A 16136-nucleotide genomic window follows, 5' to 3' on the forward strand; every position below is an offset into this window, starting at 1 on the left:
CGCGGGCACAGGGTGTGGCACGGGTGATCCTGCAGACCGGGCACCTTCAGCCGGACGCGCGTTCGCTTCTACCGGCGCAGCGGATACCACCGCATCCCGATCTTCCCGCCGTACGAGGTGCTGCCACTGTCCCACTGCTTCGCCAAGGACCTGGCCCGACCGGAGTAGCCCGACCGGAGTAGGCGGGACGTACTCGAGTGTCGGCGTGCTCGAACCTCGCGGGTGTGCCCGAATCTTGCGGGTGTGCTCGAGTCTCGCGGGTGTTCGGTCGATGCGCTGCGGGCTCGAATTCTACTGCTGCACCGGGTGTTCCGTGGGATCGCGGCCGTCGGCATCGCTCCCGCCGTCGACCGGAAGACCCGCCGCCTTCCAGGCCCGGAACCCGCCGGCCAGGTCGGTGGCCCGCGCCAGCCCGAGCTGCCGCCACCGTGGCGGCGGCGAGGCTGGAGGCGTAGCCCTCGTTGCACACGATCACCACGGCGGTGTCGCCGGTCAGGCCCGGCAGCCGATGGTCGCCCGCGGGGTCGAGCCGCCACTCCAGCACGATGCGTTCGATCGCCAGCGCGCCCGGAATCGTCCCCTCCGCCTTGCGGTTCGATTCCGGCCGGATATCGGACCACCAGTGCGCCGGACGCCTGCGACTCGGCCGCCTGTCGCGGGTCGAGGCGGTCCAGACCGGCTCGGGCGCGCCCGAGCAGCTGCTCGACGTTCAGTACCGGTTCGTCGTTCGTGCTCATATGCCCTCGAAACTCATATGCCCTCGAAATCGTCGAGCGAGTGGTATTCCCGCACGGGCTGCAACGGTGGTGAGTAGGCGTGCACCGAGGCGGCCGGGCGGGTGGTGGCTGGGGTTGCGCACCCAGTGTGCCCGTTGCGGGCCGAAGGCGACGGGTTTCACCGGCGCGCCACCGTGCGTCGCGGACCGCGTTACCGGGATGGCGATACTGCTCGTCGAGTTGGCCGACGGTCACGGTGAACGCCCCCGACGCGCCGCCGTGGTCGTGCGGTTCGGTGCCCTGGCCCGGTCCCCACGACAGGCAGCCACAATTCGACCACCCATGGTGAGACCCCAGGCCGGCTCCACCACCGCTGCCCGGTGCCGGAAATCGGACGAATGTCCAGCAGGGGAGTGGGCCAGTTGATCGGCCACCGCCGCGGTCAGCTCGGCGCAGCTCGGCCGGTGACCAGAGCGTGCGCTCCGGGTGGATTGAGCTCGTGCAGCAGGCGGAACGTCCACGTCCGGGTGGATGTCCTTGGCGTGCTTGAGATTCACCGGCAGTGATGACGTGGTCAAAGGGCTCCTCGACGACGTTGACGGACAGGGACGACGGTGACGGACAGGGACGACGTTGACGGGACGGGACGACGTTGACGGACAGGAGTGCGGGGCCGGGTGGCGTCCCGTCGCACGAATTATCCGGCGGCGGCGCGGATCTGCCACCGCGTCACGATCAGCGCGAGCAAAACCCTCCGTCGGCGCGAAAACCGGCCCCGGCAAGAATTGGATTCAGCGCGATCGAGAATGCAGACGCCGGGGCGAGCGCGGTTTAGCGTCATGTTCCGGCCATCCAGAGCGACCGAGAGACCCGGCTCGACGACGTCGCAGCAACCCCCCGGCTCTCGGGTGTGGGTGCTACCGCCGGGGACCGATGGAGGGATCGATCGACGTATGAGCACCGTGGCAGCACCGGCGCCGAGCGGGCATCGGACGCGGCAGGGGAGGGACGTCCTGCCGGTAGCACGCACCTGGCATCCGTGGCCGCTGGGTGGGTGGCGGCGGTGGCGCTCGTGCTGGTGGCGCAGTTCGTGCACGGCCTGGTCACCAATCCGGGCTGGGACTGGCCGACCTTCGGTGCGTACTTCACCGCGGACTCGGTGCTGCGGGCGCTGCGGCTGACGATCGAGCTGAACCTGCTGGGGCACCCTGCTCGGCCTTCGCGCTCGGCATCGGCCTCGCCATCGGCAGGTTGTCGAACAATCCTGTGCTACAGGTCATTTCGTGGGGTCTACATCTGGGCGTTCAGGTCCATCCCGCTGATCGTGCAGCTGCTGTTTCTGGTTCAATATCGCCTATCTCTACCGCACGCTGAGCCTCGGCGTCCCGTTCGGCCCGGCCGTGTACACCTTCGACGTGAACGGCGTGATCAGCGGATTCACCGCCGCCCGTCATCGGTTTGGCGCTGCATCAGGCGGCGTATTCGGCCGAGATCATCCGGGCGGGGATCATCTCGGTGGATCCGGGGCAGGTGGAGGCGGCCAAATCGCTGGGCCTGCCGTGGCGGCGGCAGTTCTTCACCATCGTCGCCCCGCAGGGCCATGCGCGGCATCCTGCCGAATGCGGTGAACGAGATCATCAGCCTGTTCAAGGGCACCTCGATCGTCTCCGTGATGGCGATCGCCGAGCTGTTCTACCAGGTGCAGGTGATCTTCGGCCGCAACGGCCGGGTGGTGCCGCTGCTCATGGTGGCCACCGTCTGGTACATCGTGCTGACCACGGTCCTGACCGTCGTCCAGTACTACATCGAGCGATATTTCGCGAAAGGCAGTGAGCGCGAACTTCCCCCGACGCCGTGGCAGCGCGTGCGCCGGAAGATCGCCGAGATCACGACACAGGAGCGGCGATGACGACAGGGCGGGGAAACGGCCGAGTACGCGCTCGAATTACGGGGCGTGCGTAAGTCTTTCGGTCACGACGAGGTGCTGCGCGGCGTCGACCTCGCCGTGCGTCCGGGCGAGGTGACCGCCGTGCTCGGGGCCGTCCGGCTCGGGGAAATCCACCCTGCTGCGGGTGATCAACCATCTGGAGAAGGTGGACGCCGGCACCGTGCGGGTGGGCGGCGAGCTCGTCGGCTACCGGCGCAAGGGCGCGAAACTGCACGAGCTGAGCGAGCGGGAGGTCCTGCGGCAGCGGTCGCGGATCGGGTTCGTCTTCCAGGATTTCAATCTGTTCCCGCATCTCACGGTGCTCGCGAATGTCGCCCTCGCACCCGTGGGCGCGCAGGGGCGCGGCCGGAACGAGGTGGAGGGTGAGGCGATCGCCCTGCTGGAACGGGTCGGGCTGGCGGACAAGGCCGAGTCCTATCCGAGGCAGCTGTCCGGCGGTCAGCAGCAGCGGGTGGCGATCGCCCGGGCGCTGGCGCTGCGGCCGCGCGTCGTGCTGTTCGACGAGCCGACCTCGGCGCTGGACCCGGAACTCGTCGGCGAGGTCCTGGACGTGATCCGCACCCTGGCCCACGACGGAGCGACGCTGGTGATCGTCACCCACGAGGTCGGGTTCGCCCGCGAGATCGCCGACACCGTCGTGCTTCTCGACGCCGGGCGGATCGTCGAGCAGGGCCCGCCGATGGAAGTGCTCGACAACCCCGCCCATCCCCGCACGAAAGCCTTTCTGGCCCACGTGCTCTGAGCTTCGTCGAGTACGTACCGATTCCGGATGTAAAGGACACGACCATGTTTCCAGCCCGCCACGGCCGAGGTGTCGCCGCATGGGCCGCAGTACTGACGACCGCGGCACTGCTGGCCGGTGCGTGCGGCAACGGCGAGAACATCGACGAGGTCCGCACGGTGGAGGGACAGACCTTCGACCTGTCTCCGGAACAGTCCGGCAGGGTGCGCGCGGACAAGGTCGATGCCATCGCGGCGCAGGTGCCGCAGGCCATCCGCGACCGCGGCACGCTGGTGGTCACCGGATCCTCCCAGACCGGTCCGCCCTTGCGGTTCTACGCCAGTGACGACCGCACCATCGTCGGCTCGGAGGTCGATTTCGCCTATCTGGTCGCCGACATCCTCGGGCTGAAGCCGGAGGTGACCGCCGCGGACTGGTCGCAGAACTTCGTCCGGATCGATTCGGGCGAGGTGGACGCGTTCATATCCAATGTGACGGTTACCGAGGAACGTAAGGAGAAGTACGACTTCGCCACCTACCGGCTGGACACTATCGCCCTGGAGGTGGCGAAGGACGCCGACTGGGCGATGCCCGACCGGAAGTCGCTGGCGGGCAAGCGAATCGGCGTGGGAGCGGGCACCAACCAGGAACAGCTGCTGGTCGAATGGAACACGCGCAACGTGGCCGAGGGCCTGCCCGCCATCGATATCGCCTACTACCAGCAGCAGACCGACTACTACCTGGCGCTGGCCTCGCGCCGCATCGACGGATTCCTGGGGCCGAACCCGGTGGCCGTCTACCATTCGGCGACCTCCGGCGAAACGAAGATCGCCGCAACGTACTCCGGCGCCGGCGACGCACTCCAGGCCGAGATCGCGGTGCTCACCAAGAAGGACAACGGCCTCAACGGCGCCGTGCACGCGGCCCTGCAGCACGCCCTCGACACCGGTGTCTACCAGAAGGTCCTCGACCGCTGGGGCCTGCGGAGCGAGGCCGTGCAGCAGTCGCGGATCAATCCGGTGGGACTGCCGAGGCGGGCCGGGTGACGCCATGAAATTCCTGCTGCTGACACTGATTACGCATCAACCCGACCCGGTGACGGGCGCCACCGAATCTCCCGCGCAACGGCTGCGCCGGGTGGTCGACAGCGCCCGGCTGGCCGAGGAACTGGGCTACGACGGCTTCGCCGTGGGTGAGCGGCACGAGGATCCGTTCCTGTCCTCCGCGCCGCCGGTGGTGCTCAGCCATATCGCGGCCCTCACCTCGCGTATTGCCCTGTTCACCGGCGTGACCACGCTGAGCCTGCTCGATCCGGTGCGGGCCTTCGAGGACTACTCGACGCTGGACAACCTGTCCGAGGGCAGGCTGGAGCTGATCATCGGTAAGGGCAACGGCGCCGCGCAGGCACGGCTGTTCCACGTGACGGCCGAGGACCAATGGGATCGCAATCGCGAAGGGTACGAGCTGTTCCGGCGGCTGTGGGCGGGCGAGAGCGTGACCTGGTCCGGCCGGTTCCGGCCGCCGCTGTCCGACGCCAAGGCGCTGCCGCGGCCGCTGCAACCGCGACTGCGGATCTGGCACGGCAGTGCCACCAGCCGGGACTCCGTGGAATTGGCCGCGCGGCAGGGTGATCCGGTGTTCTCGGCGAATGTGACCTACCCGGTGGAGCCCTATGCGGAGCTGGTCGCGCACTATCGCGAGCGCTGGGCGGCCCACGGGCACGATCCGGCCGAGGCCCTGGTCGGCGCGGGCACCGCCGGACTCTACGTGGCGCGGGAGTCGCAGGATGCGCTCGCGGCCTACCGCCCGATCTTCGAGGCGCGCCGGGCGGTGTCCCGGAAGTTCGGCACGCCGGCGGTTTTCGAGACGCTGGAAGATTTCGTGGAGCGCAGCTCGGCGCTGGTGGGCAGCCCGCAGCAGGTGCTGGACAAGGTCGGGCTCTACCACGAGGCGCTGGGGCACGAGGTGATCCATATGAGTGCCGACAGCGATGGTCTCACCGAGAAGCAGCATCGCGAAAGCCTCGAGCTGTTCCAGTCCGAGGTGGCGCCGGAGCTGCGCCGCCGCATTCCGAGCAGGCCGATCGGCGCGAACCGCCATACCTCCGATGTCTTGGGAGATCATCGATGAAAGCCCTTGCGGCCCTGATCACTACGCTCGCGGCGACGGTAGCGCTGGCGGGCTGTGGTGTCGACTCCGGTGCCGGTGGCGACGCGGGCCCGCCGCGGCCCGGCGGCACCGTGCACTACGGCCTGTCGCTGGCGCCGACCTGCTCGGATCCGGCCCAGTCCAGTACCAACCAGACCCTGTACGTCACCCGGCAGATCGTCGACTCGCTGACCGACCAGGATCCCGCGACCGGCGAGATCCGGCCCTGGCTGGCCGACCGCTGGGAGGTGAGTCCGGACGCCCGGACGTTCACCTTCCACCTGCATCCGGGAGTCACCTTCAGCGACGGCACCGCCCTCACCGCGACATCGGTGCAGAAGAACTTCGACGCCGTCGTGAACACTCTCACCGGGGCGAAGGCCCCTTTGGCGGCAAGCTATCTGGCCGGGTACACCGGGACCACGGTGCCCGATCCGCTCACCGCCGAGGTGCGGTTCGCCGAGCCCAACGCGCAGTTCCTGCAGGCATCGTCGACGCCGCAGTTGGGCATACTGTCGGAGGCCACCACCGCGAAGCCGGCCGAGCAACGCTGCCTCGGTGACGACATCGGCAGCGGGCCGTTCGTGTACACCGACTACCGGCAGGGCAGTTCTGCGACGCTGGCCAAGCGCGCCGGATACGACTGGGGCTCGGCGGTGTTCGGCCATCGGGGTGAGGCGTACCTGGACGGCATCGAGTTCCGCGTGGTGCCGGAGTCGGGGGTGCGGACCGGCAGCCTCTCGTCCGGGCAGCTCGACGCGATCAGCGACGCACTGCCACAGGATGTTCCGCTGATCGAGGGATCGGGCGGGACGGTGCAGTTCATCGCGAATCCGGGCACTCCGTTCGGGCTGCAGCCCAATGTCACGCGCGGGCCGCTGCGGGATCCCGCGGTGCGGTCGGCGTTGCGGACCGCCCTCGACCGCAGGGAACTGGTGGACACCGTGCTCGGGCCGCAGTTCCTGCCCGCGACCAGCTCGCTGGCGACGAAAACTCCGGACTACGTGGATCTTTCGGCGCTGCTGGGCAACGACCCCGACACCTCGCGCCGCACCCTGGACGCCGCCGGGTGGGTGCCCGGCGGTGACGGGATCCGGGCGAAGGACGGGCAGCGCCTGTCGTTCGAGGTGCTGTTCAGCCATGCCTTCGCCGGAAATCAGGCCATTCTCGAACTGGCCCAGCAGCAACTGCGCAAGGTCGGCGTCGAGATCGAACTGCAGCCCGCCACCGATTCGGAGTACACGGCGCGGCAGAACGCGAAGGACTTCGACGCGATCTACTACAACACCACCCGCGCCGACGGCGACATCCTGCGCACCACCTTCGGTCTCGACGGGCGCAATCTCAATGTGCGCGAGCCGATTCCGGCGCTGGATCAGGCGCTGGACGGCGAGCAGGCGACCACCGACGCCGCCGCGCGCGGGAAACTGATCGGCGACGCGCAGCGGCTGGTGCTCGACAACGGGCTGTGGATACCGACCATCGAGCTGTCGCAGGCGATCGGCGTGTCGGCGGCGGTCTCGGACCTGAAATTCGAGGCGTCGTCCCGGCTGCAGTTCTACGACACCTGGGTACACCGATGACCCGGTACGTGTTCCTGCGGGTGGTACAGGCGGTGTTCGTGCTGTGGGCGGCGTTCACGATCTCGTTCGCGGTGCTGTATCTGCTGCCGTCGGATCCGGTGCAGCTCGCCATCGACGCCAACCCCGGCACGCCCCTGGATCCCGCCGCGATCGCGGAGACGAAGGCGCGGTACGGGCTGGATCGTCCGCTGCTGGAACAGTATTGGACGGCGCTGACGCACGCCGTGCAGGGTGATCTGGGGCGTTCGCTGGCGACCGGGCAGACAGTGACCGGCGCGTTCGGCGAGGCCCTGCCGTCCACGCTGGCTCTCGCCGGTCTGAGCCTGGTGCTGGCGGTCGTATTCGGTGGCGCCCTGGCGGTCGCGGCGGCGTATACGCAGCGTCCGTGGTTGCGTTCGCTGCTCACCTCGGTGCCGCCGGTGGGCGCCGCGATGCCCACGTTCTGGGTGGGACTGCTGCTGTTGCAGTTGTTTTCGTTTCGGCTGCGGCTGGTTCCGGCGTTCGGTGGTGCCGGGCTGAACGGGACGATCCTGCCTGCCGTGACGCTGGCCGTTCCGGTGGGCGCGGTCATCGCGCAGGTGCTCTACAGCGGTCTGTCGGCCACGTGGCGGCAGCCGTTCATCGATGTGGCCTTCGCCAAGGGGGCCTCGCGCTGGTGGGTGCAGCGGCGGCACGTGCTGCGCGCGGCCGTCGGGCCCGCGCTGACCGTGGCCGGGGTGTGGGTCGGCGTCGTGCTGGCCGGCTCCGTGGTGGTCGAGACGGTATTCGCGCGGGCGGGCGTGGGGCGTCTCACCCAGACCGCGGTGCAGGCCCAGGACGTACCGATCGTGCAGGGGGTCGTGGTGTTCACGGCGCTCGCCTTCGTGCTGGTGAACCTGGTGGTGGACTTGATGTATCCGCTGCTGGATCCGCGGGTCGCCGCGACTGCCGGAGTTGGTTCGGCGAAGGCGCGTCCGTCGTTCCGGCGGGCGTTCGGCCGGAATCCCCGGACGGTGCCGGAGAAGGAGCCGAGGGAGGACGGATTGATGTCTGGGTCGTGCACGCGGTGGCGAGCCGCGGTAGGTCGGCGGGGAGGGCGCGCTGATGACTGACGTCTCCATTGTGCGGGGGTCGGTTGCGCGGCCGCGGTGGCGGACGTCCGTCGGCGTGGTGCTGTCGGGGCTGGTGATCGTCGTGGTGCTCGGCTGGGCGGTGGTGCCGTCCGTATTCGCCGGGGGCGACCCGCTCGTGGGTGTGCCGGCCGAGAAGCTGCGCGGGCCCAGCCTCGAACACTGGTTCGGTACCGACAACCTGGGCCGTGACCTTTATACGAGGGTGGTGCACGCGTCCGGATTATCCTTGACCGCAACGGTTTTCGCGGTTGTGATCGGACTGGTCGCCGGTTCGGTGATCGGGCTGGTGGCGGGCGCGGCCGGTGGCGTGGTCGACGCCGCGGTCATGCGCGTGATCGATGTGCTGCTGTCGGTTCCGGAGCTGCTGCTGGCGCTGGCCCTGATCACGGTGCTGGGGTTCGGTACCGGCAAGGTGGCCGTCGCCGTGGGGCTGGCGCTGGTGGCCCGCTTCGCGCGGGTGATGCGCGCGGAGGTGTTGCGGGTGCGGCGCACGGCGTATGTCGAGGCCGCCTTCGCCAGTGGGGTGCGCTGGTACACGGTGCTGACCCGGCACGTGCTGCGCAATGCGTACGGGCCGGTGGCGGCGCTGGCGGCGGTCGAGTTCGGGGTGGCGGTGCTGGCGATCGCGTCGCTGAGCTTCCTCGGTTACGGTGCGAAACCCCCTGTCCCGGAGTGGGGTTCGTTGATCTCGGAGGGACGCAACTACCTGGCCACGGCCTGGTGGATGACGACCCTGCCCGGCCTGGTGATCATCGCGGTCGTGCTGGCCGCCCAGCGTTTCGGCCGCGCCTTCGGACAGGAGCGAATGTGAGGGCCGCCGAAGTTCTACGCGGGAGGTGCTTGCGGTGAGCGGGTCGCAGACCGATCGGGAAGCATTGCTGCACATAGCAGGACTGCGCGTCGAATACGGCACGGGCGCGGCGCGTGTCACGGCGGTGGACGATGCCACGCTGACCATCCGTCCCGGTGAGACGGTCGCGCTGGTGGGGGAGTCCGGATCCGGGAAGTCGACGCTCGCCCACGCGGTGATCGGGCTGCTCGGTGCGGGAGGAGAGGTGACGGCGGGCCGGATCGAGTTCGCGGGCCGGCGGCTGGACCGGGCTTCGCAGCGAATCCTGCAGGGGCTGCGGGGAACTCGGATCGGCCTGGTCCCGCAGGACCCCGCCGCCTCGCTGAATCCCGTGCTGCGCATCGGCGATCAGGTCGCCGAGGTACTGCGCATTCACGGCCGGGCGGACCGCCGCACGGCCTCCGTCGAGGCGGTGCGGCTGCTGACGGAGGCCGGGCTGGACCGTCCGGAACTGCGGGCGCGCCAGTATCCCCAGGATCTTTCGGGCGGCCAGCGTCAGCGGGTGCTCATCGCGATCGCGCTGGCGTGCACCCCGGACCTCGTGATCGCCGACGAGCCCACCAGCGCACTCGATGTGACCGTGCAGCGCCACATCCTCGACCACCTGGCCGGGCGCACGGCCGAAACCGGCACCGCGACACTGCTGATCACACACGATCTCGGGGTGGCCGCCGATCGGGCCGACCGCATCGCGGTGATGCGGCGCGGGCTGATCATCGAAACCGGCACTACCGCAGAGGTGCTCGGCAACCCTCGGCACGAATACACCGGGCAGTTGCTGGCCGCCGCTCCGAGTATGGACACCGCGCTGCGGGAGCCCCGCGCCCGCGCGCGGAAACCGCTGGTGGAGGTGAGCGGGCTGCGCAAGTCCTTCCGGATCGCCCGCGGCATCACCCTCGCTGCCGTGGACGACGTCTCGCTGTCCGTCGACCGGGGCGAAACCCTGGCCCTGGTAGGCGAATCGGGATCGGGCAAGTCGACCACCGCCCGCATGATCGCCCGGCTGACCGAACCCGACAGCGGTTCGGTGCATTTCGACGGCCGCGACATCACGCGCCTGCGCGGCGGGTCGCTGCGGCGGCTACGACGACACATCCAGATCGTCTACCAGAACCCGTACACCTCATTGAATCCCGCGTTGACGGTGGCGAACATCGTGTCGGAACCCTTGCGGGCGTTCGGTGCCGGTGATCGGCACGAACGCCGCCGTCTGGTCGGCGAGCTGCTCGACCAGGTCGCGCTCCCGGCCGACAGCGCCGGCCGCCGCCCGGCCCAGCTCTCCGGCGGCCAGCGCCAACGGGTGGCCATCGCCCGCGCCCTGGCGCTGCACCCGGACCTCCTGGTCCTGGACGAACCGGTCTCCGCTCTGGACGTCTCCGTCCAGAGCCAGATCCTGGACCTGCTCGAACGCCTCCGGGACGATCTGGGCCTCAGCTATCTGTTCATCTCCCACGACCTGGCCGTGGTCCGCCGGATCAGCGACCGCGTGGCGGTGATGCGCGATGGTGCCATCCTCGAAACCGGCACCGTCGCAGATATTTTCGATACACCGGAGCACGGCTACACGAAGGAACTACTGGCGGCGATCCCCGGCGCCGTCGACCGTGCGCCGATGGAGAGCACGGCCTGAGCGGCACACGACCCGCCGGTCCTCGGGGAGTTCCCCGATCGGGCAGTCGTCGAACCGAGGCGCGATGTCGAGGTTGCCCATGAGGGGCCACCGGCAGGCTCACACCTCTCGGTCCGAGCCGGCCGAAGTGCTACCGCGCCCGTCTCAGCACACCTGATTCGACAGGTTGCGCAGCGCGACAGCCAGCGGGGCCTGCGACAGACCGTACGGGTCGATGCCGAGCTTCTGCTGCGCGTACCAGATCGGTCCACCGAGGAGGGAACACTGCGGGCTCGGGTTCGGCGCCGGCGGCGGCGGGGAGGCCTGCGCGAACCCTGCACCGCCGAGCAGAAGGCCGGCCGCCATCGTTACCGTTGCAAAAGAACGCTTCATGCCCCGCACCATAACCGCTTGTCGGCCTCGGCGCCGGGGGCGTCTCGCGACACCGGGCCGCCGGGCACCCTGCGGCTTCGGGGACCGGCGGCGGGACCGGGCGGTGCGCACGGTGGGTCGGCGGTGCGGGATTATATGGTGTATGACAGATATGCCTTCCCTGTTCACGGTCGATGACGACGGGCGTTATGTTCCGCAGAAGTGGGCATATGGGCGCTGGGGGGCGGACATGCTCAACGGGCCGGCCATCTGCGCTGCGGCGGCTCGTTCGCTCGAGCGGGAGTACGGGCTGGCCGACTTCGTTCCGGCTCGGTTCACCATCGATCTGTTCAAGGCGGCCAAGGGGCAACCGCTGGAGGTGCACACCGAAGCCATTCGCTCCGGGCGGCGGATTCATATTTCCTCGGCGCGGGTGTGCCAGGGGGACGTCGAGGTGGCGGAGGCGCGTCTGGTCCAGCTCCGGGCGGCCGAGGCGCCGCCCGGGGAGGAATGGCATTCCGAGCATCCGTTCGACCCGCCCGCCGATGCCGGCCTGGATTGGTGGTTCCGCAGCGACCACGACTGGTCGACGGCCATGGGCGACCATCAGAACGCCGGGCGGAAGAGCCTGTGGACGGTGCCGCTGGGCGCGGTCGAGGGGGAGGAGCGCAGTCCCTTCGTGCAGGCGGTCGTCGCCGCCGAATCCACGAGCCTGGCGACCAACTGGGGTTCGCGGGGCATCGGCTACATCAACGCGGACCTGACCGTCGCCCTCGATCGCGTCCCCGTGGGCGACCGCATCGGCCTGCGCGCCGAGACCCACCTGACCGGCAGCGGGCTGTCCATCGGCACGGCAACGCTGTTCGACTCGCGCGGGCCGATCGGCACCGGGATGGTCACCGCGGTCGCCAATGCCGCCGCCCAGATCGATTTCACGGGGGAGTGACGGATATTCGGGCGGCCGGCAACACTGCGTATCGGTAACCGCTTGCCCCACAGGGCTTTCCGGCGGCCGCCCGGTGACGAGTGACCAGTGGGTCTCCGGTACGGCGCCGCGGTGTCGACCCGCGGCCATGTGACCGCGTGGTAGACACCCGCCGAGCGGACCCCGTCCCCAGGGGTCGGTATCGGCCGACCGATTCCGTCACCGGGGGCGCTGCCGGACACGCGGGACGAGAGCGCCTTGTTCGGTAGCGAGCTGTTCGCTGCATATCGTGGTCGGGCGGATGTGCGGGATGGGTGCCGAGTTTGGTGGCGGCGCGGCGAGGTAGTCGGGCAAAACGTGATCGTCGAGGTTGGGGAGTGCGCCGATGGAGCAGAGCGGGAGCCGACGGACGGCGCGTGAGGTCTTGCAGGCCCTGCCCGGTCACGTGCGAGCCGATGTGCTCCGGCGCCTGCGCAGACGCGGACGGCCGCTGGCGTTGCGGGATATCACGGTGGTCGACGCGGGGATGCTCAAGCGGGCGGTGACCGCGGCGTCCCTCGGTAACTGCATGGAATGGTTCGACTTCGGCGTCTACAGCTATCTCGCGGCAGTCATCGGGAAGGTGTTCTTCCCGAATGTCGGTACGGGCGTGCAGGTTCTGGCCTCGTTCACGACCTTCGCCGCCGCCTTCCTGGTCCGGCCGCTCGGCGGACTGTACTTCGGCCCGCTGGGCGACCGGATCGGCCGCCAGAAGGTGCTGGCCACCACCATGCTGATGATGGCCGCCAGCACCTTCGCGATCGGCTTCATCCCGAGCTACGAGACGATCGGCATCGCCGCCCCGATCCTGCTGCTGGTCTGCCGCATGGTGCAGGGCTTCTCGACCGGCGGCGAGTACGGCGGCGCCACCACCTTCGTCGCCGAGTATTCCCCGGACCGGCGGCGCGGCTTCCTCGGCAGCTGGCTCGACTTCGGCACCTTCACCGGCTACGCCGCCGGCTCCGGCATCGTCACCCTGCTCAACGCCACCCTCGGCGAGGTCACCGTGGAGTCCTGGGCGTGGCGGCTGCCCTTCCTGATCGCCGGGCCGATCGGCGTCATCGGCCTCTATATCCGGCTCAAGCTGGAGGACACCCCGGCATACCAGGAGCAACTGGATGCGCACGACCGCGAGATGTCCGAGCAGAAATCCGGTGGGGGGCGGCTGAAGGAGGTCGGGGTGATCTTCACCCGGCACTGGCGGGCCGTGCTGATCTGCATCGGGCTGGTGCTGCTCTACAACGTCACCAACTACATGGTGACGGCCTACCTGCCGACCTACATGACCGAATCGCTGCACCGCTCCACCACCACCTCGGATCTCCTGGTGCTCAGCTCGATGGCGCTGGTCGTGGCGTTGATCACCTTCGTCGGCCGGGCCAGCGACCGCTTCGGGCGGCGGCCGGTGTATCTGATCGCGGCGGTGGCCCAGGTGGTGCTCGCCTACCCGTGCTTCCTGCTGATCCGGCAGGACGGGTGGGTGCTGCCGCTGGTGGGCATCCTGGTGCTGGCCGCGCTGCTGGCGGGCTTCGCCGGCCCGACCGCCGCCACCCTGCCCGCGCTGTTCCCGACCGCGATTCGGTACGGCGCCATGGGTATTTCGTTCAACATCGCGGTGTCGGCGTTCGGCGGGACGACCCCGCTGGCCAACGCCGCGCTGGTGGAGGGCACGGGCGACCTGATGATGCCCGCGTACTACCTGATGATCTCCGGCGTGATCGGCCTGGTGGCGGCGCTGTTCCTGAAGGAGTCGTCGCTGCTGCCGCTGAAGGGTTCGCAGCCGATGGTCGACACCGAGGAAGAGGCGAAGGAGCTGGTGGACACCTCCGAGCTGGCGTTGAACCAGATGAATGCGCGCGGTAGCGGGCAGTAGGGCGCGAGGTTGGCCGCCACGGTGTTTCGAATTCCGCTGAGCAGGGAAGAGGGAGCCTGCGGTGACTGCCGGCCCCGAGTGTTTCCTTCGTCGTCGCCCGCGCGTCAGGTCCAGCCGCGACCGCGTCACTAGGGTTGTGATCATGAGGATTCGGCGGTGGCGTCGGCTGTATCTCGGCGGCGAGTATGCCGCGCTGTTCTTCGGCGGCGCCACCGTGTACCGGGCCCGGTTGCGCGGCACGTCCCCGATTCCCGGGCTGATCGCGCTGGGCGGGGCGGTTGCCGGCTACCTGCGGCGCTCGGCCGACTTCGACCGCGATTCGCTGTGGCGCCCGGAAGCGTTTCGCGCACAGGCGCGTCCGATGGCGGCGCTCGCGGGATCGAGCGCGCTGGCGCTGACCGCCGCGGTGGCGGCGGTGCGGCGCGAGCATCTGTTCGAGCTGCCGCGGCGCAACCCCTGGCTGTGGCTGGCGGTGATGGTGCTGTACCCGGTGCTCAGCGTGTATCCGCAGGAGCTGATCTTCCGGTCGTTCCTGTTCCACCGCTACGCGCCGGTCTTCGGCGAGGGCGCCGGGCTGGTGCTGGCGAGCGCCGCGGCGTTCGGATACGTGCACATCGCCTTCGGCAGCTGGATCTCGGTGGCGCTCAGCGGTATCGGCGGCTGGATCTTCGCGACCCGGTATCTGCGGACGCGGTCGCTGTTCACCGCGTCGGTCGAGCATTCGATCTACGGGATGCTCCTGTTCACCGTCGGCCTGGGGGAGTACTTCTACCACGGCGCCGACCGGGTCCGGCTGAGTGCGGCCTGACCCGGCGCGCGGTTGCGTACTCTGCGCTACATGACCGAGGTTCCGGGACAAGTCACCGTCGGGCAGGCCGCCGGCCGGCGCGAGGTGGCGGCGTGGGGATTGTGGGACTGGGGCTCCTCGGCGTTCCAGGCGGTGATCCTCACCTTCGTCTTCTCGGTGTACCTCACCGACACGGTGGGCGACGACCTGCCCGGCGGCATCTCGGCCAGCGCGTGGCTGGGCTGGGCGCTGGGGCTGTCGGGGCTGGTGGTCGCGCTCACCGCGCCGATCGGCGGGCAGTGGTTCGATGCCACCGCGCGGCGCAAGCGGGCGCTCGGACTGCTGACCGGGTGCACGGTCCTGGTGATGGCGGCCCTGTTCTTCGTCCACGACGACCATCGCGACCTGTGGCTGGGCCTGCTGCTGCTCGGCCTGGGTTCGGCGGTCTTCGAGCTGGCGGGCGTGCCGTACAACGCGATGCTGCGGCAGGTCTCCACGCCCGCGACGGTCGGCCGGGTGTCCGGATTCGGCTGGGCGATGGGCTATTTCGGCGGCATTCTGCTGCTGATGATCTGCTACTTCGGCTTCATCGCCGGTGACGGCGACAACCGCGGGTTGCTGGGTGTGCCGACCGAGGACGGGCTCAACATCCGGCTCGTCGCGGTGCTGGCCGCCGTGTGGTTCGCCGCTTTCGCGCTGCCGGTGCTGTTCTCGGTGCCGGAACTGCCGCGCACCGATGCCGATCCGGGGGCGGCGCGCGCCGGATTCCTCTCCTCCTACCGGGTGCTGTGGCGCGACGTGCGCGAGCTGTGGGCGGCCGACCGGCGGACCGTGGGATTCCTGGTGGCCAGCGCGGTGTTCCGGGACGGCCTGGCCGGCGTGTTCACCTTCGGTGCGGTCCTCGCGGTGCGCGTGTACGGCATCGACGACGCCGATGTGCTGCTGTTCGGGATCGCCGCGAATGTGGTTGCGGCACTGGGCGCGATCGTCGCGGGGCGGCTCGACGACACCCTCGGGCCCAAACCGGTCATCGTCGCCTCGCTGGCCGCCATGCTGGTGTGCGGCCTCGCGCTGCTCGTCGTGTCCGGTCCCGTGCTGTTCTGGGTATTCGGCCTGCTGCTGACCCTGTTCGTCGGGCCCGCCCAGGCGGCCGCGCGCAGCTTCCTCACCCGCGTCGCCCCACCGGGCCGCGAGGGTCAGCTGTTCGGCCTCTACACCACCACGGGCCGGGCCGTATCGTTCTTGGCGCCCACCCTGTTCGGGGTGTTCGTGTCCGTATTCGGCACCGACCGAGCCGGAATCGTCGGCCTCATGCTGGTCCTGGGCGTCGGCCTGGCGGCTCTCCTCCCCGTCCGCGCCCCGAACGGGATTGCCGAGGGCCAGGCTGTCCCGCCGTCTTCGCGGGCGGCCGGGCCCTCATCCGCCGAGTGAATACCGGCCGCCGGTAGGATGT

Annotated in this window: 11 protein-coding genes, 2 pseudogenes and 1 riboswitch; of the genes and pseudogenes, 12 read left to right on the top strand and 1 reads right to left on the bottom strand. The window is 69.5% G+C overall.

Annotated features, from left to right (window positions below; genetic code table 11):
• The first annotated feature begins 1561 nt into the window (after positions 1–1561).
• Positions 1562–1656, top strand: a riboswitch (SAM riboswitch).
• Positions 1657–1669: 13 nt separating this feature from the next.
• The 8 genes and pseudogenes from D892_RS39970 to D892_RS0100215 all read left to right on the top strand — a co-directional run bounded on the left by D892_RS39970 (position 1670) and on the right by D892_RS0100215 (position 10708).
• A pseudogene (locus D892_RS39970) lies at positions 1670–2625 on the top strand (amino acid ABC transporter permease).
• A 45-nt stretch (positions 2626–2670) separates the two neighbouring features.
• A pseudogene (locus tag D892_RS39975) lies at positions 2671–3406 on the top strand (amino acid ABC transporter ATP-binding protein).
• Positions 3407–3450: 44 nt separating this feature from the next.
• Positions 3451–4431, top strand: a complete 981-nt coding sequence (locus tag D892_RS0100190) for an ABC transporter substrate-binding protein (RefSeq protein ID WP_024799317.1) — start codon at positions 3451–3453, stop codon at positions 4429–4431.
• A 4-nt stretch (positions 4432–4435) separates the two neighbouring features.
• Positions 4436–5515, top strand: a complete 1080-nt coding sequence (locus D892_RS0100195; protein WP_024799318.1) for an LLM class flavin-dependent oxidoreductase — start codon at positions 4436–4438, stop codon at positions 5513–5515.
• Positions 5512–7116, top strand: a complete 1605-nt coding sequence (locus D892_RS0100200; RefSeq protein ID WP_024799319.1) for an ABC transporter substrate-binding protein — start codon at positions 5512–5514, stop codon at positions 7114–7116. Before D892_RS0100195 ends, D892_RS0100200 begins: the two co-directional genes overlap by 4 nt.
• Entirely contained in the window at positions 7113–8207 is a 1095-nt protein-coding gene (locus tag D892_RS0100205) for an ABC transporter permease (protein WP_024799320.1), read from the top strand. The genes D892_RS0100200 and D892_RS0100205 overlap by 4 nt, the downstream gene beginning before the upstream one ends.
• Entirely contained in the window at positions 8200–9039 is an 840-nt protein-coding gene (locus D892_RS0100210; RefSeq protein WP_051498925.1) for an ABC transporter permease, read from the top strand. Before D892_RS0100205 ends, D892_RS0100210 begins: the two co-directional genes overlap by 8 nt.
• 34 nt (positions 9040–9073) lie before the next feature.
• Complete coding sequence (locus D892_RS0100215) at positions 9074–10708, top strand: ABC transporter ATP-binding protein (RefSeq protein WP_024799322.1); 1635 nt, start codon at positions 9074–9076, stop codon at positions 10706–10708.
• A 144-nt stretch (positions 10709–10852) separates the two neighbouring features.
• Here the strand turns inward: D892_RS0100215 and D892_RS0100220 are convergent, their stop codons facing one another.
• On the bottom strand, positions 10853–11080 hold the full coding sequence (locus D892_RS0100220) for a hypothetical protein (RefSeq protein ID WP_156959307.1): 228 nt from the start codon (positions 11078–11080) through the stop codon (positions 10853–10855).
• Between the two features lie 142 nt (positions 11081–11222).
• On the opposite strand from D892_RS0100220, the gene D892_RS0100225 reads away from it, so the two are divergent.
• The 4 genes from D892_RS0100225 (at position 11223) to D892_RS0100240 (ending at position 16114) form a co-directional block, all read left to right on the top strand.
• Positions 11223–12005 carry an acyl-CoA thioesterase domain-containing protein gene (locus D892_RS0100225; protein ID WP_024799324.1) on the top strand — a complete coding sequence of 261 codons (783 nt, stop codon included), beginning with the start codon at positions 11223–11225 and terminating at the stop codon, positions 12003–12005.
• 364 nt (positions 12006–12369) lie between these two features.
• On the top strand, positions 12370–13896 hold the full coding sequence (gene proP, locus D892_RS0100230) for a glycine betaine/L-proline transporter ProP (RefSeq protein ID WP_036566432.1): 1527 nt from the start codon (positions 12370–12372) through the stop codon (positions 13894–13896).
• A gap of 142 nt (positions 13897–14038) precedes the next feature.
• A complete protein-coding gene (locus D892_RS0100235; protein WP_024799326.1) occupies positions 14039–14704 on the top strand; it encodes a CPBP family intramembrane glutamic endopeptidase in 666 nt (221 codons plus the stop codon).
• A gap of 30 nt (positions 14705–14734) precedes the next feature.
• A complete protein-coding gene (locus D892_RS0100240) occupies positions 14735–16114 on the top strand; it encodes an MFS transporter (RefSeq protein WP_024799327.1) in 1380 nt (459 codons plus the stop codon).
• Positions 16115–16136: the final 22 nt, after the last annotated feature.

Origin of the sequence: Nocardia sp. BMG51109 (genome assembly GCF_000526215.1) — a bacterium.
In the GTDB taxonomy this organism is placed as follows: Bacteria; Actinomycetota; Actinomycetes; order Mycobacteriales; family Mycobacteriaceae; genus Nocardia.